The organism is Pleomorphomonas diazotrophica (genome assembly GCF_002844595.1).
Lineage (GTDB): Bacteria > Pseudomonadota > Alphaproteobacteria > Rhizobiales > Pleomorphomonadaceae > Pleomorphomonas > Pleomorphomonas diazotrophica.
Genome location: NZ_PJNW01000001.1, coordinates 151723 through 175244 on the forward strand (window position 1 = coordinate 151723; position 23522 = coordinate 175244).

Genomic DNA, 23522 nt, shown 5'->3' on the forward strand with positions numbered 1-23522 from the left:
GCCTTCGAGACCGGGGAGTGCCGGCTCCGGGCGGGACGGTGCCGAACCGGCCGGGTGGCGCCGAACGGCGCCTTTGCGATTGACGGAAAGGGGAGCGGTGGTGTTCGGGCTTTTCAGAAGACGTTCGCCGCAACGCCCGGTCTGGAGCCGGACCGGTGCCAATCCCGAGGATCTTCGGGAGTATGATGCCTTCGGTCCCTGGCTCCTGCCGATCAAGTCGGCTGCCGAGATGCCGCGCCGGTTCCAATCGGCCTATGCCGGATTGAAGGGCGCCGAGTATCTGGTCAAGATCCCGCGGTCCATAGATCGGCGCGATGCCTATCCTGGCGCCGATCTCTACGCGACGGTCTTTGCCCTTGACGCCGACGGTTTCACGTTGCTGACGGCGACCGACAAAGGGGATGGCTTCGTCAACCGGCACGTGGCCTGGGATGAAGTGGCCGCCGTGCGGGCGGTCGTCAACCTTCTGCATGCCGAGTTCGTGCTGCTCCTGAAAGAGGGGCATGCGCTGACGGTGACCTACAATTCCGTCTCATTCGATCTCATGACCCGCGTTGCCGCCTTCGTTCGGCAGCATCTCATGGTGCGGGACGAGTTCGGCTCGGCCATCGCCAACGAGGCCGAGGAGTTCGAGGACTTCTTCTTCAACGCCATGCTGTCCGAGGAGCGCCACGGCGGGCAGTTCATGTTGCCGATCCACTTCGAGCCGCCCGGCAAGCCTTGCCGCAACATGCAGAACCGCCGGCGCGTCACCACCGGTCTGCTGATCCTGCTGTCGGGCAACGAACTGGTCATCGTCGACCGCGATGCGCCGATGCGTAGGCGCTTCTTCACCCATTACACCTATCGCAAGACCTATGTCGGCCTGACGTCGGTCCGGGCGTTCCGCCTGCAGCCGCCACCGGAGAACAAGCCGGGCCGCTTCATGCTGCTCGAGCTGATCATCGAGCAGCAGCGTATCGGCATTCCCTGCTTCAAGACGCCCGAGCGGGTCATCGATCTCCTGCGCCGGCGCGGTGTGGCCAGGCTTTGACGCACCTCATCCGGCCTTTCGCCGGACGAGGCTGCCGACTTGAAGCAGCGTGGCGATAAGCGCGCACGTGGCTCCCAGCACCGCCACGGCCGGCCAGCCGCCACCGGGCCAGACCGCTCCGGCGAGGGCGGAACCGGACGCACCGCCAAGGAACATCAGCCCCATGAACAGCGTGTTGATGCGGGCGCGCGCCTCGGGGCGCAAGGCGTAGATGATGTGCTGGTTGGAAATCAGCGCACTCTGGACGGCAAAGTCGAGCACGATGACGCCGACCACGAGGCCTGGAAGCGATGACCACAGCCCAAAGATGGCCCAGGCGGCCAGTGTCAAGGCAGCGCCCAGCGCGATGACGCCGTGCGGCCCGCGGCGATCGGCGACATGGCCGGCAAGCGGAGCCGCCAGGATGCCGACCAGCCCGACGATGCCGAACAGACCGGCGACATCGGCACCAAGGCCGAAGCGCGGCTCCTGAAGGCGCAGGGCGAGTACGGTCCAGAAGGCCGAGAAGGCGGCGAACAGCAGCGCTTGCGTCACGGCTGCGAGGCGTAACTCGCCAAACTCTCTGAACAGTTGGACAAGCGATACCATCAGCCGTCCGTAGCCAAGCCCGTTGTCCGGGTGGCTCTTCGGCAGGCGAAGTCCCATCCAGAGCGCGGCCCCGAGGGCAACAGGAACGCCGAGCCAGAACATGGCGCGCCATCCGGTGTGTTCGCCGACGAAGCCGGCCACCGTGCGGCTGAGCAGGATGCCGGCGAACAGGCCGGCCATCACCGTGCCCACCGTCGCGCCTCGTCGCTCCGGTGGCGACAGGTGGGCGGCGAGCGGCACCACTTGCTGGGCGACGGTGGCGGCCAGACCGACCGCAAAGGACGCGGCGAGCATCGTTGCCGCGCCGGGCGCCATCGCCGTCGCCGCCAGCAGAAGGAACTGCGCCACGATCAATGCTCGCCGTTCCAGAATGTCACCAAGCGGCACCAGCAGGAACAGGCCGGCCGCATAGCCGAGCTGGGTGGCGGTTGGAACATAGGGCGTGAGCGAACTCTTGAGATCACCTTCTATCACGCCGAGCAGCGGCTGATTGTAGTAGATGTTGGCGACGGCCAGACCGGCGGCCGCGGCCATGGCAAGCGTCAGGCCGCGAGACAAGCTGGATGTCGCAGCATCCGTCGCGGATGTCGAGGAGGTCATGAAGGGCTCCATGCCGCTGGGCGGTCCATCAGGTGCATTTGAGGGGCCATGCTACAAACCATATCGTGACCATGTATAGTGTGCCTGAATGGTAAGCCCGTATAACGGAAACTGATGGAATGGACATTGACTGCGTTGCGGTTTTCGTCGAGGCCACGCGGGCGGGTAGCCTCGCCGCCGCCGCCCGCAAGCTGGGCCTCGTGCCGATGGGCGCCTCGCGTCGACTGGCCGCGCTCGAAGCCGAACTGGATGTCCGTCTCGTCCACCGAACGACCAGGGCGCTGGCATTGACCGCCGAAGGCGAAGCCTTTCTGCCTTATGCCGAGGCGATGATCGAAGATGCAGCCAATGCCCGCGCTGCCGTTCGGCCCTCGGCTTCCGGGGTTGCCGGCCTCCTGCGGGTCACCGCCTCCGAACCCTTTGGCCGCAAGGTGATAAGCGCCATGCTGCCCGGCTTTCTCGCCACCAATCCCGACCTTCGCGTCGACTTGCAGCTCACCGACGGGCTGGTCGATATCGTGGCAGCCGGGGTCGACGTCGCCATTCGCATCGCGCCGTTACGCGATAGTTCTCTGGTCGCCCGGCGTCTCGCCGACAGTCCCCGCCGGCTCTATGCCTCGCCTGACTACCTTGCGTCGGCGGGAATTCCTCGCCGACTTGCCGACCTCGCCGCCCATCAATGCCTGTTGTTTTCCGGCGCCACCCATTGGACCTTTGTCGCTGGCGAACGGATACGGCGGCTGCGCGTGACGGGCCGCTGCTCCAGCAACTCCATCGAAGCCCTTCACGAAGCGTGCCTGCGCGGGCTGGGGCTGGCGCTGCTCGCCGAATGGAACGCTGCCGACGATGTTACTGCCGGTCGACTGGTGCCGCTGCCGCTCGAGGACGCAGAGCCGGAGACCCTGGGGATCTGGGCCGTCTACCCAAGCGCGCGACTGGTCCCGCCCAAGGTGCGCTTGTTCGTAGAGGCGCTGAAATCGCACCTCGGGTCGGGTAGGGGACAGCCCGAGTCTGGTTGATGAAGTGTAAAAAAGAAACGGATCCCTGCGGTCTTCCCTCTTGCGCGTCGCGGGCGACCGGCCTATATGGCGCCCGCTCGGGGCAGATGCGCCCGAACCAGACGGAATGACGGCAATGACTGACAACCTGATCGCAGACCTCGTTTTCCCTGCCATCAGGACTCGCATTCATGCCCGCTTCCATCACGCTTTCCGGTCTCAGCTATTCTACGCCTGACGGCCGCCCCCTTCTCGACAATCTCAGTATCGCTTTCGGCGCCGAGCGTACCGGCCTCGTCGGACGCAACGGCGTGGGCAAGTCGACGCTCCTGCGGCTGATTGCCGGCGACCTGTCGCCGCGCTCGGGCACGGTTTCGGTCGGCGGGCGCCTTGCCGCGCTGCGGCAGATCGTGGCGCCGCCGCCGGAGATGACCGTCGCCGACCTCTTTGGCGTTACGGAACGGCTCGCCCTGATCGACCGCGCCGAGACGGGCGAGGCAAGCCTCGCCGAACTGGCCGAGGCCGACTGGACCCTGCCGGCTCGCCTGGAGGCGGCACTGTCCAGGCTGGGGCTCGGCATCCGGCCGGACACGTCGCTTGCCGCGCTGTCGGGGGGCGAGACGACCAGGGCCGCTCTGGCTGCACTGACATTCGACCAGCCGGACATGCTGCTGCTCGACGAGCCGACCAATAATCTCGATCGCGATGGCCGGCGGGCGGTGATCGAACTCCTGGCCGGTTGGCGCGGCGGGGCGGTGGTGGTCAGCCACGATCGGGAACTGCTGGAGACCATGGACGCCATCGTCGAACTGACGTCGATCGGCGCCAGTCGCTACGGCGGCGGGTGGAGCGCCTATCGGTCGCGCAAGGCGATCGAACTCGCCGCTGCCCGCCACGACCTCGACGATGCCGAGCGGCGACTCTCCGGCGAACGACAGTCGGCGCAGGCCCAGGCGGAGAAGCAGGCACGACGAGCCGGGGCAGGGGTACGGAAGGCGGCGAGGGGCGACATGCCGAAGATCGTGGCCGGTGGTCTCGAACGCAAGGCGGAGGAAACCCGGGCCGCCGATGCCCGGCTGGCCGAACGCCGCCTGGCCGCGGCAACGTCGGCTGTCGAAGAGGCTCGCGGCAAGCTGGAAGTTCTCATTCCCTTCTCGGTCAAACTGCCGCCGTCCGGCCTCGTTGCCGACCGTCTGGTTCTCAGCCTTGATCGAATGTCGGTCGGTCATGGCGACCGGGTGCTCGTTCGCGACTTGTCGCTGGAGTTGCGGGGACCTGAGCGGGTTGCCATCACCGGGCCGAACGGATCGGGCAAAACGACGCTTCTGCGAGCGATCACCGGCGAGCTGCCGCAACTTTCAGGCACGGTCGACCGCCGTGTCGGTTTCGCTTTTCTCGATCAGCGCGTCTCGCTGCTCGACGAGACCGAGACGATCCGCGACAACTGCCGACGCCTCGACCCCGGCGCCAGCGAGGAGGCCTGCCGGGCCAGCCTTGCCCGGTTCAAGTTCAGGGCCGACGCCGCGCTGAGGTTGGTCGGCAGCCTGTCGGGCGGCGAACGGCTGAGGGCAGGACTCGCCTGCGTGCTGGGCCGTGCCCGTCCGCCGCAGCTTCTCATTCTCGATGAACCGACCAACCACCTTGATGTCGAGTCGATCGAGACCGTCGAGGCGGGGCTTCGCGCCTATGATGGCGCACTTCTGGTTGTGAGCCACGACGAAGCCTTTCTGGAGGCCATCGGCATCGAGCGGCGCGTCAGCCTTGCCTCGGCAAGCGACGAGACACGCCTCGATTGAAGGCGCGCGAGCTGGCGCAGTATGGGAATCATAATCGATTGAATCCTCTGATCCGCGCGTTTTCGGACCGAAGTTGTCGTCGAACTCGCGAAGTGGGTACGATTTTTCAAATTTCTTAGTACAAACTACGTATTCGGTACGTAGTGGCACGTAGAACTTTGGGAGAAGCTGGTAACCGGATGGTTTGAGGCAGGAAAAAGCCCAGAAATTAGCCGAAATGATCAGTTGACTCGTCTGCTTTCGGGACATTCGTTCCTATTATGTTCATTTATTTTGGTTGCCGTATTATTCGGCTTGTACGGTCTTACAACGATTGATCCCTCATACTTCAGTCGGTATTGTCTTTTTCAGGAACGCTAATCCGGGCCGCTCGGTTATGGGTGCCGAGCGTTGGAGAGACTGGCAGGAGAGTTGACCGTCATGGGGTTGTCTGATGGGGGCCGTGAGGTTCCCGGCGCTGCTCTTTTATGGTGTAGTCACCAGGACGGACGTCTTTTTCTTCAGGCTGCGAACCTTACCCACCCCTGTCGGCGCATCGTCTCATAAGTCCTCTCTCGCGAATGAGACCGGAACGGGCGGCGATATGTCCATCGGAGAAAGCTGATGTCACAAGCTCCTACCAAGAATGCCAAGCTGATTGCCTGGGTCGAAGAAGTCGCCAAGCTGACGACCCCGGACCGCATCTACTGGTGCGATGGTTCGCAGGAAGAATATGATCGTCTCTGCCAGGAGCTGGTCGACGGCGGCACCTTCACCCGTCTGAACCCCGCGAAGCGCCCGAACAGCTTCCTCGCCCGCTCCAATCCGTCGGACGTCGCTCGCGTCGAAGACCGCACCTACATCTGTTCCAAGACCAAGGAAGAAGCCGGTCCGACCAACAACTGGGCCGATCCGGCCGAGATGCGCGCCACCATGAACGGCCTGTTCAAGGGCTGCATGAAGGGCCGCACGATGTACGTGATCCCCTTCTCCATGGGCCCGCTCGGCTCGAAGATCGCCCAGATCGGCGTTGAGCTCTCCGACAGCGCCTACGTCGCCGTCCACATGCGCATCATGACCCGCATGGGCCAGAAGGTGCTCGACGTTCTCGGTAACGACGATTTCGTGCCTTGCATCCACTCGGTTGGCGCCCCGCTTGAGCCCGGTCAGAAGGACGTCGCCTGGCCCTGCAACGACACCAAGTACATCGTCCACTTCCCCGAAACCCGCGAGATCATGTCCTTCGGTTCGGGTTACGGCGGCAACGCCCTGCTCGGCAAGAAGTGTCTCGCCCTGCGTATCGCTTCGGTCATGGCCCGCGACGAGGGCTGGCTGGCCGAGCACATGCTCATCCTCGGCGTCAAGAACCCCAAGGGCGAGAAGGCCTATGTCGCCGCCGCCTTCCCGTCGGCTTGCGGCAAGACCAACTTCGCCATGCTGATCCCGCCGAAGGCCTACAAGGGCTGGGAAGTCACCACCATCGGTGACGATATCGCCTGGATCAAGCCGGACGCCAACGGCGAGCTGCGCGCCATCAACCCCGAGAACGGCCTCTTCGGCGTTGCCCCCGGCACCAACGAAGTGTCGAACCCGAACGCGCTTGCCACCCTCAAGGCCAACTGCATCTTCACCAACGTCGCTCTGACCGACGACGGTGACGTGTGGTGGGAAGGCCTCGACGGCGAGACCCCGAAGCACCTGATCGACTGGACCGGCAAGGACTGGACCCCGGATTGCGGTCGTCCGGCCGCTCACGCCAACAGCCGCTTCACCGCTCCCGCCTCGCAGGTGCCGTCGATCGACGCCGCTTGGGAAGATCCCGCCGGTGTTCCGATCTCCGCCTTCATCGTCGGTGGTCGCGTCTCCAAGGCCTTCCCGCTGGTCATGCAGTCCTTCTCCTGGTCGCATGGTGTCTACCTTGCCGCCACCATGGGTTCGGAAGCGACCGCCGCCGCCGTCGGTCAGGCCGCCATGCGCCGCGATCCGTTCGCCATGCTGCCGTTCTGCGGCTACAACATGGCCGACTACTGGGCGCACTGGCTGAACATCGGCCGCAAGCTGCCGGCAGCTCCGGGCATCTTCCGCGTCAACTGGTTCCGCAAGGACGAGAACGGCAAGTTCATGTGGCCGGGCTACGGCGAGAACATGCGCGCCCTCGAGTGGATCGTCGGCCGCGTCAAGGGTACGGCCGCCGCTGTTGAGAGCCCCTATGGTCTCGTTCCGCGCTACTCGGACCTGAACATGGAAGGTGTCGACTTCCCGAAGGCCAAGTACGACGAGATCGTCAAGGTCGAGAAGGACAAGGGTCTGGCCGAGGCCGAGGATCAGGTGTCGCACTTCGCCAAGTTCGGCGACCGCCTGCCCAAGGAAATGGAGCTGGAGCGTCAGCTGCTGGTCGCCCGCCTCGAGCGTTCGCCGGCTGTCTGGACCCTCAAGGACTGACCGATCTTCGGTGAGCTTTCGGCTTCACTGATGACATGACGGACGGCCCCCGGTGACGGGGGCCGTTCTGCTTTCATACCATACGCCCAAACCCGGATAACCCCCGCCTGCTGACGTGTCCTGGCGCCTCAATGGGCGCAGAAACGTCCGAGGATAGGATGGGGAGGTTCGACTATGAGCAGGCTCAATCGCGAATGGCATGAGGCGAACCCCATGCCGAAGAATCCCAAGCCTGAGCAGCGCATGGCTTGGCATGCCGGTCACGCGGCGCACTGCGGCTGTCGCGCCATGCCGGCCGGTGTGATCCGCCTCTTCGCGGAGCGCGGCCTTCCAGTCCCTGAGCAACTGGCCCTCAAGGGGGCGACCCGAGAAGAGGGCTGATGTGGTCCTGCCGGACGGAAGTCGTGCCGGTCAGACTTCGGCTGATCGGACGATGGGTCGCGCAGTCGTGATCGCCCGTTGCCGTGGATGCTTGTGATTTTCCTGGAACCTTTTTCCGTTTCAGACATATTTATGACTGGGCCGCCGACAGGGCCGCCGTCCGCTTTGCGGACCCCGAGCCCGGACCGGACTTTATTGTCGTTGCGACGATCCTCTACGGCCCCAGTTGCAATTATGGTTGGCGCCATCGGACTTATCTGATCTGGCCTGGGCAGTTTGGCCCATTTGAACACCGCAAACCGATGTCGTCGCGTTTATATGGGGAACCATGCGATGGTCTGGGCGGAAAATATTCTCCGCGGCCTGCTGAACAAGCTGGTGACGCGCGGTTCGCTCGAGCTCGAGCTTTATAATGGCGCGCGATGGGTATTCGGTGACGGCAGTGGCAAGCGCGTCGTGGTCCGGGTCGCTGACCGCAAGGTGGCAGGCGAGCTGATCAAGGATCCCGAAGTGCGGTTCGGCGAACTGTACATGGATGGCCGTCTCGACGTTGTCGAAGGTACCTTGTACGACCTGCTTGAGCTTCTTCTCCAGCACGGCACGGCGATGCGCAGCTTTACCGGCCGCAAGCTGTTTCTGATGGCGCGCAAGTTTCGCAGTTTGCTATTCGGCCGCAATACGTTGTTGCGGTCGCGGCGCAACGTCGTTCACCATTACGATCTGAACGCCGCCTTTTACGAGCTGTTCCTCGACACGGACCGGCAGTACTCCTGCGCCTATTTCGCCGCACCGGAGATGACGCTTGAAGAGGCGCAGCGCGCCAAGTGCCGGCACCTTGCCGCCAAGCTCCTGATCGATCCGGGGATGAGCGTTCTCGACATCGGTTCCGGTTGGGGTGGGCTCGGTCTTTATCTTGCCGAAGTGGGCGAGGCCCGCAGCGTCAAGGGCGTGACCCTGTCCGACGAGCAACTCGCCGTCGCCCGGCGGCGCGCCGCCGACAAGGGCTTCGATCACGTCAAGTTCGAGCTTCAGGATTACCGCAATACCCGGGGCACCTTTGACCGGATCATATCCGTCGGCATGTTCGAGCACGTCGGGCGTCAGAATTACGACACCTACTTCCAGAAGGCGGCCGACCTTCTTGCCGAGGACGGCGTGTTCATGCTGCACACAATCGGGCATACCTCGACGCCCGGGCCTACCAACGGCTGGATCACCAAATATATCTTCCCTGGCGGTTATCTGCCGGCCCTGTCGGAGGTGGCGACCGCGGTCGAGAAGGCCGGGCTGATGATGGCTGACGTGGAAATACTGCGCCATCACTATGCCGACACCTTGCGCGAATGGCGGGCTCGCTTCATGGCCCGGCGCGACAAGGCACTGGCTCTCTACGACGAGCGCTTCTGTCGCATGTGGGAATGCTATCTCGCCATGTGCGAGGCGGCGTTCCGCTTCCTCGACGTGGTGGTCTACCAGTTCCAGCTCACCCACCGGAACGATGTGGTACCGATCACCCGCGACTATATCGCGCAGCGGGAAGCGACGCTGTTCGCCCGCGAGAAGGCTCTGGGTGAGCCGACGGCGGCGCGCTCCTGGCGGAGTACGGCAACGGTCATATCTGGCGGGCAATAGGCTGAACTGCATCCGGCTTCTCTCGTTCCGAGCTGAAGGGCGAAGAAGCCGGACCCCACCTTCAGTGGCCGGCGATCATCCGGCGCGTCAGCTCGTAAAGCGCGATGCCGCTGGTGGTTGCGACATTGAGGCTGTCGAACCCGCCGGCCATGTCGATGCGCACCGTCTCGGCACCGGCCATTTCCGCGTCGGGGAGTCCAGGCCCTTCCGTTCCGAGCAGCAACGCCACCGGCCGATCGGTCGGCACTTCGTCAAGGCGCATGGCGCCGCGAGGCGACAGCGCCAGCACCCGATACCCCAGGCCGGTCAGGGCATTTGTGACGCCTTTATCCGCGTCGAGCCGTGTGAAGGGTACTCTCAACACGCCGCCGACCGAGACTCGGATCGCCTTGCGGTAAAGCGGATCGCACGATGTCGCATCGAGCACGACAGCTCCCGCGCCGAAGGCCGCCGTGTTGCGGAAGATGCCGCCCATGTTGTCGTGATTGGCGATGCCGACGAGGCCGACCACGACACGCGGACGATCGGCCAGCAGGTCGGCAAGGGGAGCGGAAGGCATACGCCGGCCGAGGCCGAGAAGACCGCGATGGATGGGAAAGCCGACGACGGCATCCATCAGCGTCTGCTCGGCCACGAAGATCGGTAGGTCCTCGGGAGGCGACCAGGCCAGCGCGGTTTCGACGCGGTTGTCGGCGATCAGCAGCGCCTCCGGCCGAAAGCGCGCTCCCTCCGACAGGAACACGGCAAGTACGCTTTCGCCCTCGGCGATGAACGCGTTGCCGTGGCTTCGCTGGAGATCGCGGTCGCGGACGTTCATGAAGGGCGCAAGGCGCGGATCCTTCGGATCGGTGACCGGAATGAGCATGGCGTCGTCTTCCGCTGCTTGACGGCTGGGCACGGGACACCGTTACTAGAGCAACTCCAGCAAAAGTGGGAACCGGTTTTGCGTCCGGAGTTGCGTCTTGACAAAAAGCCCTGGCTGGGAGGCGCGGACGGCAGAGGGTCATGCCCAAAGGATTTGCGAGATGTCTCTACATCGACTGATCGGTTTGTCCGCGGGTGTTGCCGGTGCGGTCGGCGTGGCGACGCTCGCCGTCGGGGCGCACGCGGTTACCGGCGCCAATCTTGACGTGGCCGGAAACATCCTTCTGTTTCATGCGGTGGCGCTCTTGGCGCTTGCCAACGCCAATGGTCAGCGGCTGCGCGGTCTGTCGGCCCTGCTGTTCGTCGCCGGTTGCCTCCTGTTCTCTGGCGAGCTGATCTTCAAGGCAGCCATGGCGCGGACCCTGTTTCCGATGGCGGCGCCGTCGGGTGGCATCGCGCTGATCCTCGGTTGGTTCACGGTGGCCATCGGATCGTTGCTGCCACGTCGCCCATAGGGCTGCTTTTCCCCGGAATCCGGCGGCGCGGCCTTGACTCTTGCGCGGCTAGATGGTCGTGTCCGCCCCGAAAACCATTGAGGAAAGCCAACAATGACCAACGCCTTCGTGTTTCCCGGTCAGGGCAGTCAGGCCATCGGTATGGGCCAGGCCCTTGCGGACCATTATGCCGCCGCGCGGGCGGTGTTCGAGGAGGTGGACGACGCCCTCGGCGAGAAGCTGTCCGACATCATCTTCAACGGTCCCGAGGATCAACTGACTCTGACCGCCAACACCCAGCCGGCGCTGATGGCGGTCAGCCTTGCCGCGCTGCGCGCCCTGGAAGCCGAAGGCATCACCATCAAGCAGCATGCGTCCTTCGTGGCGGGTCATTCGCTGGGCGAATACTCGGCACTGGCCGCCGCCGGCGCGCTGTCGGTGACCGACGCCGCCCGTCTGCTGCGCACGCGCGGCAACGCCATGCAGAAGGCGGTTCCGGTGGGTGAGGGCGCCATGGCTGCACTGCTCGGCCTCGACTTCGAGGCGGCGGTAGCCGTCGCCAAGGAAGCTGCCCAGGGCGACGTCTGCGAGGCGGCCAACGACAACGCCCCCGGGCAGGTGGTGGTGTCCGGCGCCAAGCTCGCCGTCATCCGCGCCGTCGATATTGCCAAGGCCAAGGGCGCCAAGCGTGCCATGTTGCTCAACGTCTCCGCCCCCTTCCACTGCAAGCTGATGCAGCCGGCAGCCGAGGCGATGGCCGAGGCGCTCGCCACAGCGACCATCAACGCGCCGATCGTGCCGATCTTCGCCAACGTCACAGCAGCCCCAACCTCCGATCCCGAGGCGATCCGCAAGCAGCTCGTCGCCCAGGTGACCGGCACCGTCCGCTGGCGCGAGAGCGTGTCGGCCATGGCCGGCGCCGGCGTCGACAAGTTCGTGGAAGTGGGTGCCGGCAAGGTGCTGTCCGGCCTCATCCGCCGCATCGCGCCCGCTGAAGGCGTGATCGACTTCGGCAAGCCCAGCGATATTGCCGACGTCAAGGCGCTTCTCGGCCTCGCTTGAGGCACAAAATTATGCGGTATCATGATACCGCATAAGCCAAGTGTTTGATTCCAATGGATAGGATGCCGCTCGCGCTGCTTGACAAGCGAGCGGCATTTCCATATTGGAAGGCGCGACGGCGGCGCCCGGCAACGGGAGCCGCCATTTCGCATCGGCAACGCTGCGAAAGATGAGACGAACCGGCCGCCTTTCCGGGCGGCCCAAATCGGAAGACGGTAACGCCCATGACGACCTATACGGCGAAGCCGGCGGACATCGAGAAGAAGTGGGTCTTGATCGACGCCGAAGGCCTCGTGGTCGGCCGCCTCGCGACTGTGATCGCGATGCGCCTCCGCGGCAAGCACAAGGCCACCTACACCCCGCACATGGACGACGGCGACAATGTCATCGTCATCAACGCGGACAAGGTGGTGCTGACCGGCCGCAAGTACACCGACAAGACCTATTACTGGCACACCGGCTATATCGGCGGCATCAAGGAGCGCAAGGCGCGCCAGATCCTCGAAGGCCGCTTCCCCGAGCGCGTGCTCGAGAAGGCCGTTGAGCGCATGATCCCCGAGGGTCCGCTCGGCCGTCGCCAGCTTTCCAACCTCCGCGTCTACGCCGGTGCCGAGCATCCCCATGCCGCCCAGCAGCCGGAAGTCCTCGACGTCAAGTCGATGAACAAGATGAACACGAGGCCTTGATCCATGGCTGAGCTCTCCTCCCTCGCTGAACTCGGCGCTGCCGACGTCGCTCCGGTGGCCGAGGCCCCGGTGCACGTTCAGAAGCTCGACAAGTTCGGCCGCGCCTATGCCACTGGCAAGCGCAAGAACGCCATCGCTCGCGTCTGGGTCAAGCCGGGTTCCGGCAAGATCGTCGTGAACGGCAAGGAGTTCAACGTCTACTTCGGGCGTCCGGTGCTCCAGATGATCGTCCAGCAGCCGATCTACGCCGCTGCCCGTGACGGCCAGTTCGACATCATCGCCACGGTTGCCGGCGGCGGTCTTTCGGGCCAGGCCGGCGCTCTGCGTCACGGCATTTCCAAGGCGCTGACCTACTACGAGCCGGGCCTGCGCGGCGTGCTCAAGAAGCTCGGCTTCCTGACCCGCGACAGCCGCGTCGTCGAGCGCAAGAAGTACGGCAAGCGCAAGGCGCGCCGGAGCTTCCAGTTCTCGAAGCGCTGATCCGGATTTCGGATTTGGAATGTGGAAAGGGCGGTGCCGATGGCGCCGCCCTTTTCCTTTTGAGTTTTCAGCTTGGAAGCTGCTGACATCAGTCCTTGATCCGCAGGCCCACCGGATCGGGCGGCAGGGGGATGAACTCCGTCTCGCCAGCGATCTCCGGGAAGCGGCGGGCGCGCCAGTCGGCCTTGGCCGCCTCTATGCGCTCCTTTGAAGACGAGACGAAGTTCCAGTAGATGTGCCGCTTTTCGGGGAACGGCTCGCCGCCGATCAGCACGAGGCGCGTCGCCTCCGCGGCAATCAGGATCACCTCGGTGCCCGGACGGAAGACGACGAGCTGGTTGGGCGGAAAGACGCCATCTTGTCCCTCGATGCCGACAGCGCCGCTGATCACATAGGCGGCTCGCTCGACATGATCCGGCGGCACCTTGAAGCGCGTGCCGGCTTCGAGATGGACGTCGGCATACATCAGGTCGGAGTAGACCGGCACCGGTGAGCGGGTGCCGAAGCCGTCGCCGGCCACCAGCGTCATGCGCACGCCGGTATCGGAGAAGATGGGCAGGGCCGCCTTGTCGTGATGGCTGAACAGCGGAGCGATCTCCTCGCTGTCTTTGGGCAACGCCACCCAGATCTGCGTGCCGAACAGGCTGCCGCCGGCCGTGTGCACGGCCGCCGGGAAGCGCTCGGAATGGACGATGCCATTGCCGGCGGTCATCCAGTTGACCTCGCCGGCGCGGATCGTCTCCTTGTGGCCGGCGCTGTCGCGATGGATCATTTCGCCGTCGAACAGGTAGGTCAGCGTCGACAGGCCGATGTGCGGATGTGGCCGTACGTCTTCCGCCTCGCCGGCCCCGAACATCACCGGTCCCATCTGGTCGAAGAAAATGAAGGGCCCCACCATGCGGCGCTGCGCCGAGGGCAGGGCGCGGCGCACCTTGAAGCCGCCGAGATCGCGAACGTTGGGAAGGATGATTTCCTCGATGCGGTCGTTGCCGCCCCTGCCGGGAATGCTCATGATCTGTCCTTTCTGTTGTCGGGCAGATTAGGTGTTTCTCCCGATGAACGGTAGCCGCCGTTTGTTGAACGGTGTTTTCATGGCGATGGACGCGATGTTTCGCGAGAGCAGGCAAGAGTTCGTAGTAGATCAAATAAAAAAGCAGGGCCGAAGCCCTGCTTTTAGTTCCGCGTGTCAGCCCATAAAGCCTACAGATAGAAAGACCTCCCAATCCATCCGCCGGCGGCAGCGTTTTCCGCGCCTATATGGGTTTTCCCTCCCAAGACTCAGACCGCGATAACCGGAAGGCATTCTATTTTTGCCTATTTTGACGGCCTCATTTACTGAGGCTTTTCGTCTTTTGGCCGTGCCGTCCTTATTTATGGCGGGTACCATACACTGCGATTTTTCGTTTGTCATCCATTTGTGCATAGGCTGCATGCTTGTTCAGCATGGGCCGGTTTGTTCGGCGGCCTTACGATCGGGATCGGGAAATATCGCCATATCAATGAGTTGCGCAGGACCTCTGGAGTCGTTCCGATTTGCCGGCTCATCTGTGGTTTGACTCATAGACTAAAGTCATAGCTTCTCGCGGGGCATGGCCTTGCTTTCGACGGTCGGGGACTGATCGGTCTTGTTTTTTCAGGGTCGATGCGCTTTGAGTAGCCCGCTCATCCCAACGCGCGAGAGGATTCCATGCGTCTCAGCCGGTATTTCCTGCCCATTCTCAAAGAGGCGCCCAAGGAGGCGGAGATCGTCTCGCATCGCCTGATGCTGCGCGCCGGCATGATGCGCCAGCAGAACGCCGGCATCTATTCCTGGCTGCCGCTCGGCCTCAAGGTTCTGAAGAAGATCGAGGCCGTCGTGCGCGAGGAGCAGGATCGGTCCGGCGCCGTCGAAATTCTGATGCCGTCCATCCAGCCGGCCGACCTCTGGCGTGAGAGTGGCCGCTACGACGCCTATGGCAAGGAGATGCTGCGCATCGTCGACCGCCACGAGCGCGAGATGCTCTATGGTCCGACGGCCGAGGAAGTGGTCACCGACATCTTCCGCACTTATGTACGCTCCTACCGCGACCTGCCGCTCAACCTCTACAATATCCAATGGAAGTTCCGCGACGAGGTGCGCCCGCGCTTCGGCGTGATGCGCGGCCGCGAGTTCCTGATGAAGGACGCCTATTCCTTCGACGTCGATCAGGCCGGCGCGCTGCGCGCCTACCACAAGATGTTTGTCGCCTATCTCAGGACCTACAAGCGGCTGGGCCTCACCGCCATTCCCATGCGCGCCGACACCGGCCCGATCGGCGGCAAGCTCAGCCACGAGTTCATCATTCTTGCCTCGACGGGCGAGAGCGCGGTGTTCTGCGACAAGGACCTGCTCGACTTGCCGGTTCCGGGCGAGGATGTCGACTTCGAGGGCGATCTGTCGCCGGTCGTCGACATGTTCACCAGCCGCTACGCCGCGACCGACGAGATGCACGACGAGGCCGCCTTCGCCGCGCTGCCCGAGGAGCGGCGCGTGTCGGCGCGCGGCATCGAGGTCGGCCACATCTTCTCCTTCGGCACCAAGTATTCCGAGCCGATGGGTGCCAAGGTGGCCATGCCCGACGGCAGCGAGCAGCCGGTGATCATGGGCTCCTACGGCATCGGCGTGTCGCGCCTCATCGGCGCCATCATCGAGGCGAGCCATGACGACGCCGGCATCATCTGGCCGGAGAGCGTCGCGCCCTTCGGCGCCGGCGTGATCAGCCTCAGGCCCGACGACGCCGCTGTCACCGCCGCTTGCGAGGACGCCTACGCGAAGCTCTCCGCCGCCGGCAAGGACCCGCTCTACGACGACACCGCCGCCCGTCCGGGCGCCAAGTTCGCCTCCATGGATCTGATCGGTCTGCCCTGGCAGATCATCATCGGTCCGAAGGGGCTGGCCGACGGCGTGGTCGAGCTGAAGCGCCGCGCCACCGGCGACAAGGAGCTGGTGTCGCTGGAGTCGGCCATCGCCCGCGTCACAGAAAAGGCCTGATTGTCGCTGAAGAGGGGCGGCCGCGTGCCGCCCCGAGACCGTCCGATTCCGTCTGGAAAACCCGGAAAGGGCAGCTTGCCGGCGGAGGGAATTTGCTAGTCTCACGCGTTGCCGTCCGGTGACGCCCGAGTCGGCCACCGATCTTCGCGGCGATCGCGTGGGACTCTGAGGTTTGGCCGGCGTTTGGAGGTCTTTGGATGAGCGAGGCGAAAGCGGGGCGTCCCTTCGCTCCCTTCGAGTGGAAACTGGCCGGCCGTTACCTGAGGTCCCGTCGCAAGGAGGCGTTCATTTCGGTGATCGCCGGCTTCTCCTTCGTCGGCATCATGCTGGGCGTCGCCACGCTGATCATTGTCATGGCGGTGATGAACGGCTTCCGCGGCCAGTTGATGGACAAGATCCTCGGCATCAACGGCCACGCCGTGGTTCAACCGATCGATAGCCCACTCACCGATTACGCCTCGGTCGCCGATCGCCTTGCCGGTGTCGATGGCGTCCGGCTGGCCATGCCCTTCGTGGAAGGGCAGGTGCTGGCGTCCGGGCCGTCCGGCGCTTTCGGCGTTCTGGTTCGCGGCGTGCGCAGCGCCGATCTTCAGAAGCTGCCGCTCGTCTACGATACCGTGCAGATCGGATCCTTCGACAAGTTCGACGAGGGCATCGGCGTCGCCATCGGTCAGCGCCTCGCCGAGAGCCTGGGCGTGACGGTGGGCGACAAGATCACGCTGGTCAGCCCCAAGGGCAACGTCACCGCCCTCGGCACGACGCCGCGCGTCAAGGCCTACCCGGTCGCCGCCATCTTCAAGATCGGCATGAGCGAATACGACGGCACCTTCGTCTTCATGCCGATCGCCGAGGCGCAGAAGTATTTCATGATGGAGGACAAGGTCACCGCCATCGACGTCTTCGTCAACAATCCCGACGATATCGGCCCGATCAAGGAACGGCTGACGATCGATGCCGGACGCCCGGTGCTCATCACCGACTGGCGGCAGCGCAACGTCACCTTCTTCTCGGCGCTCGAGGTCGAGCGCAACGTCATGTTCATGATCCTGACGCTGATCGTGCTGGTGGCGGCGCTCAACATCGTCTCCGGCATGACCATGCTGGTGAAGGACAAGAGCCATGATATCGCCATACTCAGAACCATGGGGGCGAGCCGCGGCGCCATCCTGCGCGTCTTCCTGATCACCGGTTCGGCGATCGGCGTCGCCGGCACCATCGCCGGCTTCGCTCTCGGCCTCGTCGTCTGCCTCAACGTCGAGAAGATCCGGCAGTTCGTGTCCTGGCTGACCTCGACCGAGCTGTTCTCGCCGGAGCTCTACTATCTCAGCCAGTTGCCGGCCGACATGCAGATGCACGAGACGGTGACCGTGTTGATCATGGCGCTGGTGCTGTCGTTCGCCGCTACCATCTATCCCGCCTGGAAGGCGGCCCGTCTCGATCCCGTCGACGCGCTGAGGTACGAGTGATGCCGGCTATCGAAACCCTCATCACCGGCGTCGAAGATCCGGTCCTGAAGCTGGTCGGCATCGAGAAGTCCTACAAGGAAGGCTCGGGTACGCTGCCGATCCTGCGCGGCTGCGACTTCAACCTGTTTTCCGGCGAACTGACGGCGTTGGTGGCGCCATCGGGCGCCGGCAAGTCGACGCTCTTGCACATCACCGGCCTCCTGGAAAAGCCCGATGCCGGTGACGTCGTCATCGGCGGCAAGGCTTGCGGCAAGCTCGACGATGCCGACCGCACCCGCCTTCGCCGCACCGAGATCGGCTTCGTCTATCAGTTTCATCATCTTCTGCCGGAGTTCTCCGCGCTCGAGAACCTGATGATCCCGCAGATGATCGCCGGTCTCGACAAGAGGGAAGCGGCCAAGCGGGGCAACGATCTTCTCGCCTACATGCGCCTTGAGAAGCGGGGGACGCACCTGCCATCGCAGCTCTCCGGCGGTGAGCGGCAGCGTGTCGCCATCGCCCGCGCCGTCGCCAACGCGCCCAAGGTGCTGCTGGCCGACGAGCCGACCGGCAATCTCGACCCGAAAACCTCCCATTACGTGTTCGACGCCTTGGCGGCGCTTGTGAGGGCCACCGGCCTCGCCGCCATCATCGCCACGCACAACATGGCGCTGGCCGAGCGTATGGACCGGCGCATCACCCTCGACGAAGGGCGGATCGTCGAGCTCGAGTAACCTCATTCGCCCTGTCGCCGTTATCCTGGAGCGCCGGCCATGACCTCCCGCATCACCTATGTCAACGGACGCTACGTTCCGTCCAGGGAGGCCGTCGTCAGCGTCGAGGATCGCGGCAACCAGTTTGCCGACGCGGTCTACGAGGCCTGCCAGATCAAGGACGGCGCCATCATCGACCTTCGCCGCCATCTCGACCGCCTCGATCGATCGCTGGCCGAGCTGAGGATTGCGACGCCGATGAGCCGGGCGGCGATGACCCACGTTCTGCGCGAGGTCGCCCGGCGTAACAAGGTCGAGAACGGCTATGTCTACTGGCAGATCTCGCGGGGCGCCGCGCCGCGCGATCATGCCTTTCCGGCCGGCGTGAGGCCGACCTTCACGGCGACCGCCAAGTCGCTGGACGTTGCCGCCGCCGCGCTGCGCTACGAGAAGGGCGTGCCGATCATCACGCTTCCCGACAACCGCTGGGAGCGCGTGGATATCAAGACCGTCGGCCTGTTGCCCAACGCGCTGGCCAAGCAGGCGGCGCGCGAGGCCGGCGCCTTCGAGGCGGTGTTCGTCGACGCCGAGGGCTATGTCACCGAAGGCTCGTCCGCCAATGTCTGGTTGGTCGACGGGGAAGGGCGGCTCGTCACCCGTCCGGCCGATCGCGGCATTCTCCGGGGCATAACTCGGTCCGTGCTGATGGAAGTGGCGGCCGCCGAAGATGTCGCGGTTGTAGAGCGGCGCTTCACCGTGACCGAAATGAAGACGGCGCGCGAGGTTTTCCTGACCTCGGCCGGGGCGATTCTCTGCCCGGTGGTCAGCATCGACGGCGAGACGGTGGCGAACGGCGTCCCCGGCAGCATTGCCGCCCGGCTGAGACGGCGCTTCCACGACATTGCCGAGCGGACGCCGATTTGACGGCGGAAGCTGTGCTTGGCAAAATTGTCACATCCCTGTCGAAACACGGATAGCACGAGCCTGCCGACTGCGACACGCGCTCGAAATGGACTGGTAATTCCCGACGCGCCCGGCGTAACCATAAGTCGGGCGGCGCGTGGCGTCGGTGTGGCGTTTGCCCTCACAAAAAAACGAAGTCGAAAAGGCCGAAAAAAATGGCGGACAAAGCCCAGAACCTTCAGGACACTTTCCTCAATCACGTCCGTAAGAACAAGATTTCGCTGACGATTTTTCTGATTAACGGCGTCAAGCTGCAGGGCGTGGTTACCTGGTTTGATAATTTCTGCGTTCTCCTGCGTCGCGACGGGCACTCCCAGCTCGTCTACAAGCACGCCATCTCCACCATCATGCCGGCCCAGCCGCTGGCCCTTTTTGAGGGCAGCGAGGAACCGAACTGAGTTCGGTTTGTTCCGTTGTTGTCCGCCTGCGGAGGGGCTCTCCCGGGCGGACCGCTCCGGAATCATCGCATGTTGACCGCCTGCGGCGCGGCTTTCGGGAGGCCAAGTGACCGACGATCAGAATCTTGAAGAGGGCGGCCGTCCTCGCAAGAAGGGTGTTGATCGCATCGAAGAGCCGGCACGGGCTTTGGTCCTCGTGCCGGACGTGCGTCAGCGGGGCATGAGGGACGAAGCCGCAATCGCCACCCAGCGCGATCTCGACGCGCGTCTTGAGGAGGCCTTCGGCCTCGCGCAGGCCATCGACCTCGACGTGCGCGCCACCGTTCCCGTACCGGTCAGCCAGCCCAAGCCGGCAACCCTGTTTGGCGCCGGCAAGGTCGAGGAGATCGGCGAGACGGTGAAGGAAGAGGACATCGACCTCGCCATTGTCGATCATGCCCTCACCCCCATCCAGCAGCGTAATCTCGAGAAGGCCTGGAAGACCAAGGTCATCGATCGGACCGGCCTCATCCTCGAGATCTTTGGCGAACGCGCCCGCACGCGCGAGGGCCGGCTCCAGGTGGAGCTCGCCCATCTCAAGTATCAGAAGTCGCGCCTCGTGCGGTCCTGGACCCACCTCGAGCGTCAGCGCGGCGGCTTCGGCTTCCTCGGCGGTCCCGGTGAAACCCAGATCGAAGCCGACCGTCGCCAGCTCCAGGAAAAGATCACTCGCATCGAGGCCGATCTCGAGCAGGTCAAGCGCACCCGTGACCTGCATCGCCGCCAGCGGCGCAAGGTGCCGCATCCGGTGGTGGCGCTGGTCGGCTACACCAACGCCGGCAAGTCCACGTTGTTCAATCGGCTGACCGAAGCGGATGTCTTCGCCAAGGACTTGCTGTTTGCGACCCTCGATCCGACGCTGCGCCGCATCAAGCTGCCGCATGGCACCGAGGCCATCCTGTCTGACACCGTGGGCTTCATCTCCAACCTGCCGACCCACCTCGTCGCAGCCTTCCGGGCGACGCTTGAAGAGGTGATCGAGGCGTCGATCATCCTGCATGTCCGCGATATCTCGCACAAGGATACCGAGGCACAGGCAAGCGACGTGGCCGACGTGCTGAAGCAGCTTGGCCTCGACCCGGCGGACCGCGAGCGCATCATCGAAGTCTGGAACAAGATCGATCTTGTCGACGGGACGCGGCGCGATGCCCTTCTGGCCCAGGCCGCCACCGAGTCGCCCGGCGGTCAGGAGCGGCGCGTGGTGTCCGCGGTGACCGGCGACGGCCTTCCGGAGCTGCTCGCCGCCATCGAGACACGGCTGCTCGGCAGCCGGCCGGTCCATGAGCTGACGCTCGATCCATCCGACGGTGCGGGGCTTGCCTGGCTTTACGACCATGGCGAGGTTCTGGAGCGGCACGATGGTGAGAATGGCATGCTGCATCTCTCCGTTCGGATCGCCGAGAAATCGATGACGGTCTTTCATCAGCGCTATGGCGAACGCATTCAGCATCCGCTAGCGGAAAACTGATATTCAGAAGACAAGTTTGGTGCCCGGCCGGGTGTCCTTGCCGGGTTGCCTGAAGTGCCACCGCCGACTCGACAGAAAGTGGAGACTATGAACCTACCGTCCAGGCGAGCCTTTCTCGCCGCGCTCCCCCTCGCCTTGGCCGCCTGCGTTTCCGGCCCCGGACTGCCGGCGATGCCGCCGCTCATCGACCCGACCAAGCCGAAGCGTTATCCCCGGCCGTCCGCCGAGTATGTGGCGATGTATGGCGAGATGCACGATGGCGGGTTCGTCGTTCCGGCCGTCGACCTGACGCAGGTCAACCCGGCCTTCCTGCGCCGGGAAGTCGACTATGCCACCGAAGAGCCGGCCGGCACCATCATCGTCGACACGCCGGCACGCTATCTCTATCTGGTGCTGGGCGACGGCAGGGCCATGCGCTATGGCATCGGCGTCGGACGCGAGGGCTTTGCCTGGGCCGGCAGCGCGGTGATCCGCCGCAAGGCGAAGTGGCCGTCCTGGCACCCGCCGGTGGAAATGCAGGCCCGCGACCCCAAGGCTCGCAAGTGGGCCCGCGGCATGCCCGGTGGTCCGGACAATCCGCTGGGCGCCCGCGCGCATTACCTCTATCAGGGCAAGGTCGACACCCTCTACCGCATTCACGGCACGGTAGAGCCGTGGACGATCGGCAGCAACGTTTCCTCGGGCTGCATCCGTCTGATCAATCAGGACGTGATCGACCTCTACGAGCGAGTGCCGGTCGGCACCGTCGTCAAGGTCATCGAGCGCCCGGCCGGTCCCGCCGTCTGAGTTCGACGCCGTCCCGCCGTGAGCGCGGGACGGCCGTCCGCCTCTCCTCGCCGCGCCGTTTTCGTCAAGAGTTTGAATTCCTTCGCAGCCGAAATAGGGGGAAGACAAATTAACCTTGCCGCGCCATAGTGCCTTCGCGTCGAGCCAACATGGCGGCCGGACGGGCGGGGAAGAAGCGCCGTCCGGTTCGTCTCTGGTTCCGTTCCGGGCTGGCAATGCCGGCTGCGCCATCGATGGAACCGGGCCGACGGCGGGAGAAGTCGGGAGGACAGCATGATTGACAATTCTCACAATAACCGGCGGTTGGCGCGCGAAGCGATGGCGTTCGTGCTGGCCGGAGGGCGAGGCAGCCGCCTCAAGGAGCTCACCGACCGCAGGGCCAAGCCGGCGGTCTATTTCGGCGGCAAGAGCCGCATCATCGACTTCGCTCTTTCCAACGCTCTCAACTCGGGCATCCGCCGCATATCCGTGGCGACCCAGTACAAGGCCCACAGCCTGATCCGCCATCTGCAGTATGGCTGGAACTTCTTCCGGCAGGAGCGCAACGAGAGCTTCGACATCCTTCCCGCCTCGCAACGCGTTGCCGAGGACAAGTGGTATGTCGGAACCGCCGACGCGGTGACGCAGAACATCGACATCATCGAAGCCCACAACATCGAATACATCATCATCCTGGCCGGCGATCACATCTACAAGCAGGACTACGAGATCATGCTCGACCAGCATGTCTCCTCCGGCGCCGACGTCACCGTCGGCTGCATCGAGGTCCCGCGCATGGATGCCACCGGCTTCGGTGTGATGGCGATCGACGAAAGCGCCCGCATCATCGACTTCGTCGAGAAACCTGCCGATCCGCCGGCCATGCCCGGCCGCCCGGATCTGGCGCTCGCCTCGATGGGCATCTACGTCTTCAAGACCAGTTTCCTGATCGATCTGCTGCGGCAGGACCAGGACGATCCGAACTCCAGCCACGACTTTGGCAAGGACATCATTCCGGCCATCGTGAAGGGCGGCAAGGCGATCGCCCACAAATTCTCGGACAGTTGCGTCCGTTCTTCGTCGGAGGCCGAACCCTACTGGCGCGACGTGGGAACGATCGATGCCTTCTGGGAAGCCAACATCGACCTCACCGACTTCGTCCCGGCGCTCGACCTTTACGACAAGAAGTGGCCGATCTGGACCTACACCGAGCTGACGCCGCCCGCCAAGTTCATCCACGACGAGGATGGCCGGCGTGGCGCGGCGACCAGCTCCCTGGTATCTGGCGGCTGCATCATCTCCGGCGCCCGCGTCGACAAGTCGCTGTTTTTCACCGGCGTGCGCGCTCATTCCTACTCGGAGGTCGAGCACTGCGTGGTGCTGCCATACGTCAACATCAACCGCGGCGCCCGCCTCACAAAATGCGTCATCGACAAGGACGTGGTGATTCCGGCCAATCTGGTGGTCGGTGAGGATCCCGAGCTGGACGCCAGCCGCTTCCGCCGCAGCGAGGGGGGCGTCTGCCTGATCACCCAGGACATGATCGATCGGCTGAAGCTCTGACTTTGGCATTGAAGATAGCCCCGGGGCGTGGCAGATACCGCGCCCCGACACGGTCCGGAACATGCGCCGCTGCCGGCAAACCGCCGAAGGCGGCGCGTCCGTGTGAGGATCGTTCGCAGTTTC

General features: G+C 64.3%; 20 protein-coding genes and 1 pseudogene. 18 read left to right on the forward strand and 3 right to left on the reverse strand.

Going from position 1 to position 23522, the window contains the following annotated elements:
• Positions 1-100: 100 nt before the first annotated feature.
• The gene (locus CXZ10_RS00695; RefSeq protein ID WP_143741446.1) at positions 101-1033 is read left to right on the forward strand and encodes a hypothetical protein; all 933 of its coding nucleotides are present in this window, start codon (positions 101-103) and stop codon (positions 1031-1033) included.
• Positions 1034-1039: 6 nt separating this feature from the next.
• Here CXZ10_RS00695 and CXZ10_RS00700 read toward each other — a convergent pair whose 3' ends face one another.
• Complete coding sequence (locus CXZ10_RS00700) at positions 1040-2221, reverse strand: MFS transporter (protein ID WP_101287089.1); 1182 nt, start codon at positions 2219-2221, stop codon at positions 1040-1042.
• Between the two features lie 119 nt (positions 2222-2340).
• Between CXZ10_RS00700 and CXZ10_RS00705 the strand changes: the two genes are divergently transcribed.
• The 5 genes and pseudogenes from CXZ10_RS00705 (at position 2341) to CXZ10_RS00725 (ending at position 9449) form a co-directional block, all read left to right on the forward strand.
• Entirely contained in the window at positions 2341-3240 is a 900-nt protein-coding gene (locus CXZ10_RS00705; protein WP_101287030.1) for a LysR family transcriptional regulator, read from the forward strand.
• A gap of 170 nt (positions 3241-3410) precedes the next feature.
• On the forward strand, positions 3411-5015 hold the full coding sequence (locus CXZ10_RS00710) for an ABC-F family ATP-binding cassette domain-containing protein (RefSeq protein WP_101287031.1): 1605 nt from the start codon (positions 3411-3413) through the stop codon (positions 5013-5015).
• Positions 5016-5609: 594 nt separating this feature from the next.
• Positions 5610-7436 (forward strand): annotated as a pseudogene (locus CXZ10_RS00715) (phosphoenolpyruvate carboxykinase (GTP)); the annotation flags it as partial.
• Between the two features lie 174 nt (positions 7437-7610).
• A complete protein-coding gene (locus CXZ10_RS00720) occupies positions 7611-7817 on the forward strand; it encodes a hypothetical protein (RefSeq protein ID WP_101287033.1) in 207 nt (68 codons plus the stop codon).
• Positions 7818-8150: 333 nt separating this feature from the next.
• Complete coding sequence (locus tag CXZ10_RS00725) at positions 8151-9449, forward strand: SAM-dependent methyltransferase (RefSeq protein WP_101287034.1); 1299 nt, start codon at positions 8151-8153, stop codon at positions 9447-9449.
• 61 nt (positions 9450-9510) lie between these two features.
• On the opposite strand, the gene CXZ10_RS00730 is transcribed toward CXZ10_RS00725, so the two are convergent.
• Complete coding sequence (locus CXZ10_RS00730) at positions 9511-10314, reverse strand: TrmH family RNA methyltransferase (RefSeq protein ID WP_101287035.1); 804 nt, start codon at positions 10312-10314, stop codon at positions 9511-9513.
• Between the two features lie 160 nt (positions 10315-10474).
• On the opposite strand from CXZ10_RS00730, the gene CXZ10_RS00735 reads away from it, so the two are divergent.
• From CXZ10_RS00735 to rpsI, 4 genes are all read left to right on the forward strand, one after another.
• Complete coding sequence (locus CXZ10_RS00735; RefSeq protein WP_101287036.1) at positions 10475-10828, forward strand: DUF423 domain-containing protein; 354 nt, start codon at positions 10475-10477, stop codon at positions 10826-10828.
• Positions 10829-10921: 93 nt separating this feature from the next.
• Positions 10922-11869, forward strand: coding sequence for an ACP S-malonyltransferase (fabD, locus tag CXZ10_RS00740; RefSeq protein ID WP_101287037.1), 948 nt, complete (start codon positions 10922-10924; stop codon positions 11867-11869).
• A gap of 224 nt (positions 11870-12093) precedes the next feature.
• Positions 12094-12555, forward strand: coding sequence for a 50S ribosomal protein L13 (gene rplM, locus CXZ10_RS00745; protein ID WP_101287038.1), 462 nt, complete (start codon positions 12094-12096; stop codon positions 12553-12555).
• Positions 12556-12558: 3 nt separating this feature from the next.
• The gene (rpsI, locus tag CXZ10_RS00750; protein WP_101287039.1) at positions 12559-13035 is read left to right on the forward strand and encodes a 30S ribosomal protein S9; all 477 of its coding nucleotides are present in this window, start codon (positions 12559-12561) and stop codon (positions 13033-13035) included.
• Between the two features lie 88 nt (positions 13036-13123).
• Here the strand turns inward: rpsI and CXZ10_RS00755 are convergent, their stop codons facing one another.
• The gene (locus CXZ10_RS00755; RefSeq protein WP_101287040.1) at positions 13124-14047 is read right to left on the reverse strand and encodes a pirin family protein; all 924 of its coding nucleotides are present in this window, start codon (positions 14045-14047) and stop codon (positions 13124-13126) included.
• Positions 14048-14722: 675 nt separating this feature from the next.
• Between CXZ10_RS00755 and proS the strand changes: the two genes are divergently transcribed.
• From proS to glgC, 8 genes are all read left to right on the forward strand, one after another.
• Complete coding sequence (gene proS, locus CXZ10_RS00760; protein WP_101287041.1) at positions 14723-16045, forward strand: proline--tRNA ligase; 1323 nt, start codon at positions 14723-14725, stop codon at positions 16043-16045.
• Positions 16046-16242: 197 nt separating this feature from the next.
• Positions 16243-17511, forward strand: a complete 1269-nt coding sequence (locus CXZ10_RS00765) for a lipoprotein-releasing ABC transporter permease subunit (protein WP_101287042.1) — start codon at positions 16243-16245, stop codon at positions 17509-17511.
• Complete coding sequence (locus CXZ10_RS00770) at positions 17511-18224, forward strand: ABC transporter ATP-binding protein (protein WP_101287043.1); 714 nt, start codon at positions 17511-17513, stop codon at positions 18222-18224. The genes CXZ10_RS00765 and CXZ10_RS00770 overlap by 1 nt, the downstream gene beginning before the upstream one ends.
• A 39-nt stretch (positions 18225-18263) precedes the next feature.
• On the forward strand, positions 18264-19127 hold the full coding sequence (locus CXZ10_RS00775) for a D-amino-acid transaminase (RefSeq protein ID WP_101287044.1): 864 nt from the start codon (positions 18264-18266) through the stop codon (positions 19125-19127).
• A 194-nt stretch (positions 19128-19321) separates the two neighbouring features.
• Positions 19322-19564, forward strand: a complete 243-nt coding sequence (gene hfq, locus CXZ10_RS00780) for an RNA chaperone Hfq (protein ID WP_026791804.1) — start codon at positions 19322-19324, stop codon at positions 19562-19564.
• A gap of 166 nt (positions 19565-19730) precedes the next feature.
• Positions 19731-21071: a GTPase HflX gene (hflX, locus tag CXZ10_RS00785; protein WP_425298943.1), complete on the forward strand. Its 1341-nt coding sequence runs from the start codon at positions 19731-19733 to the stop codon at positions 21069-21071.
• Positions 21072-21158: 87 nt separating this feature from the next.
• On the forward strand, positions 21159-21857 hold the full coding sequence (locus CXZ10_RS00790; RefSeq protein WP_101287045.1) for a L,D-transpeptidase: 699 nt from the start codon (positions 21159-21161) through the stop codon (positions 21855-21857).
• Positions 21858-22130: 273 nt separating this feature from the next.
• Positions 22131-23399, forward strand: coding sequence for a glucose-1-phosphate adenylyltransferase (gene glgC / locus CXZ10_RS00795; protein ID WP_101287046.1), 1269 nt, complete (start codon positions 22131-22133; stop codon positions 23397-23399).
• Positions 23400-23522: the final 123 nt, after the last annotated feature.

Bases quoted from the DNA above. Each gene is read 5' to 3' on its own strand.
- CXZ10_RS00735 (WP_101287036.1), top strand. From the start codon at position 10,475: ATGTCTCTACATCGACTGATCGGTTTGTCCGCGGGTGTTGCCGGTGCG.
- CXZ10_RS00705 (WP_101287030.1), top strand. From the start codon at position 2,341: ATGGACATTGACTGCGTTGCGGTTTTCGTCGAGGCCACGCGGGCGGGT.
- glgC (WP_101287046.1), top strand. From the start codon at position 22,131: ATGATTGACAATTCTCACAATAACCGGCGGTTGGCGCGCGAAGCGATG.
- CXZ10_RS00725 (WP_101287034.1), top strand. From the start codon at position 8,151: ATGGTCTGGGCGGAAAATATTCTCCGCGGCCTGCTGAACAAGCTGGTG.
- rplM (WP_101287038.1), top strand. From the start codon at position 12,094: ATGACGACCTATACGGCGAAGCCGGCGGACATCGAGAAGAAGTGGGTC.
- CXZ10_RS00700 (WP_101287089.1), bottom strand. From the start codon at position 2,221: ATGACCTCCTCGACATCCGCGACGGATGCTGCGACATCCAGCTTGTCT.
- CXZ10_RS00710 (WP_101287031.1), top strand. From the start codon at position 3,411: ATGCCCGCTTCCATCACGCTTTCCGGTCTCAGCTATTCTACGCCTGAC.
- CXZ10_RS00720 (WP_101287033.1), top strand. From the start codon at position 7,611: ATGAGCAGGCTCAATCGCGAATGGCATGAGGCGAACCCCATGCCGAAG.
- CXZ10_RS00775 (WP_101287044.1), top strand. From the start codon at position 18,264: ATGACCTCCCGCATCACCTATGTCAACGGACGCTACGTTCCGTCCAGG.
- CXZ10_RS00730 (WP_101287035.1), bottom strand. From the start codon at position 10,314: ATGCTCATTCCGGTCACCGATCCGAAGGATCCGCGCCTTGCGCCCTTC.
- fabD (WP_101287037.1), top strand. From the start codon at position 10,922: ATGACCAACGCCTTCGTGTTTCCCGGTCAGGGCAGTCAGGCCATCGGT.
- CXZ10_RS00770 (WP_101287043.1), top strand. From the start codon at position 17,511: ATGCCGGCTATCGAAACCCTCATCACCGGCGTCGAAGATCCGGTCCTG.
- CXZ10_RS00755 (WP_101287040.1), bottom strand. From the start codon at position 14,047: ATGAGCATTCCCGGCAGGGGCGGCAACGACCGCATCGAGGAAATCATC.
- CXZ10_RS00790 (WP_101287045.1), top strand. From the start codon at position 21,159: ATGAACCTACCGTCCAGGCGAGCCTTTCTCGCCGCGCTCCCCCTCGCC.
- rpsI (WP_101287039.1), top strand. From the start codon at position 12,559: ATGGCTGAGCTCTCCTCCCTCGCTGAACTCGGCGCTGCCGACGTCGCT.
- CXZ10_RS00765 (WP_101287042.1), top strand. From the start codon at position 16,243: ATGAGCGAGGCGAAAGCGGGGCGTCCCTTCGCTCCCTTCGAGTGGAAA.
- proS (WP_101287041.1), top strand. From the start codon at position 14,723: ATGCGTCTCAGCCGGTATTTCCTGCCCATTCTCAAAGAGGCGCCCAAG.
- hfq (WP_026791804.1), top strand. From the start codon at position 19,322: ATGGCGGACAAAGCCCAGAACCTTCAGGACACTTTCCTCAATCACGTC.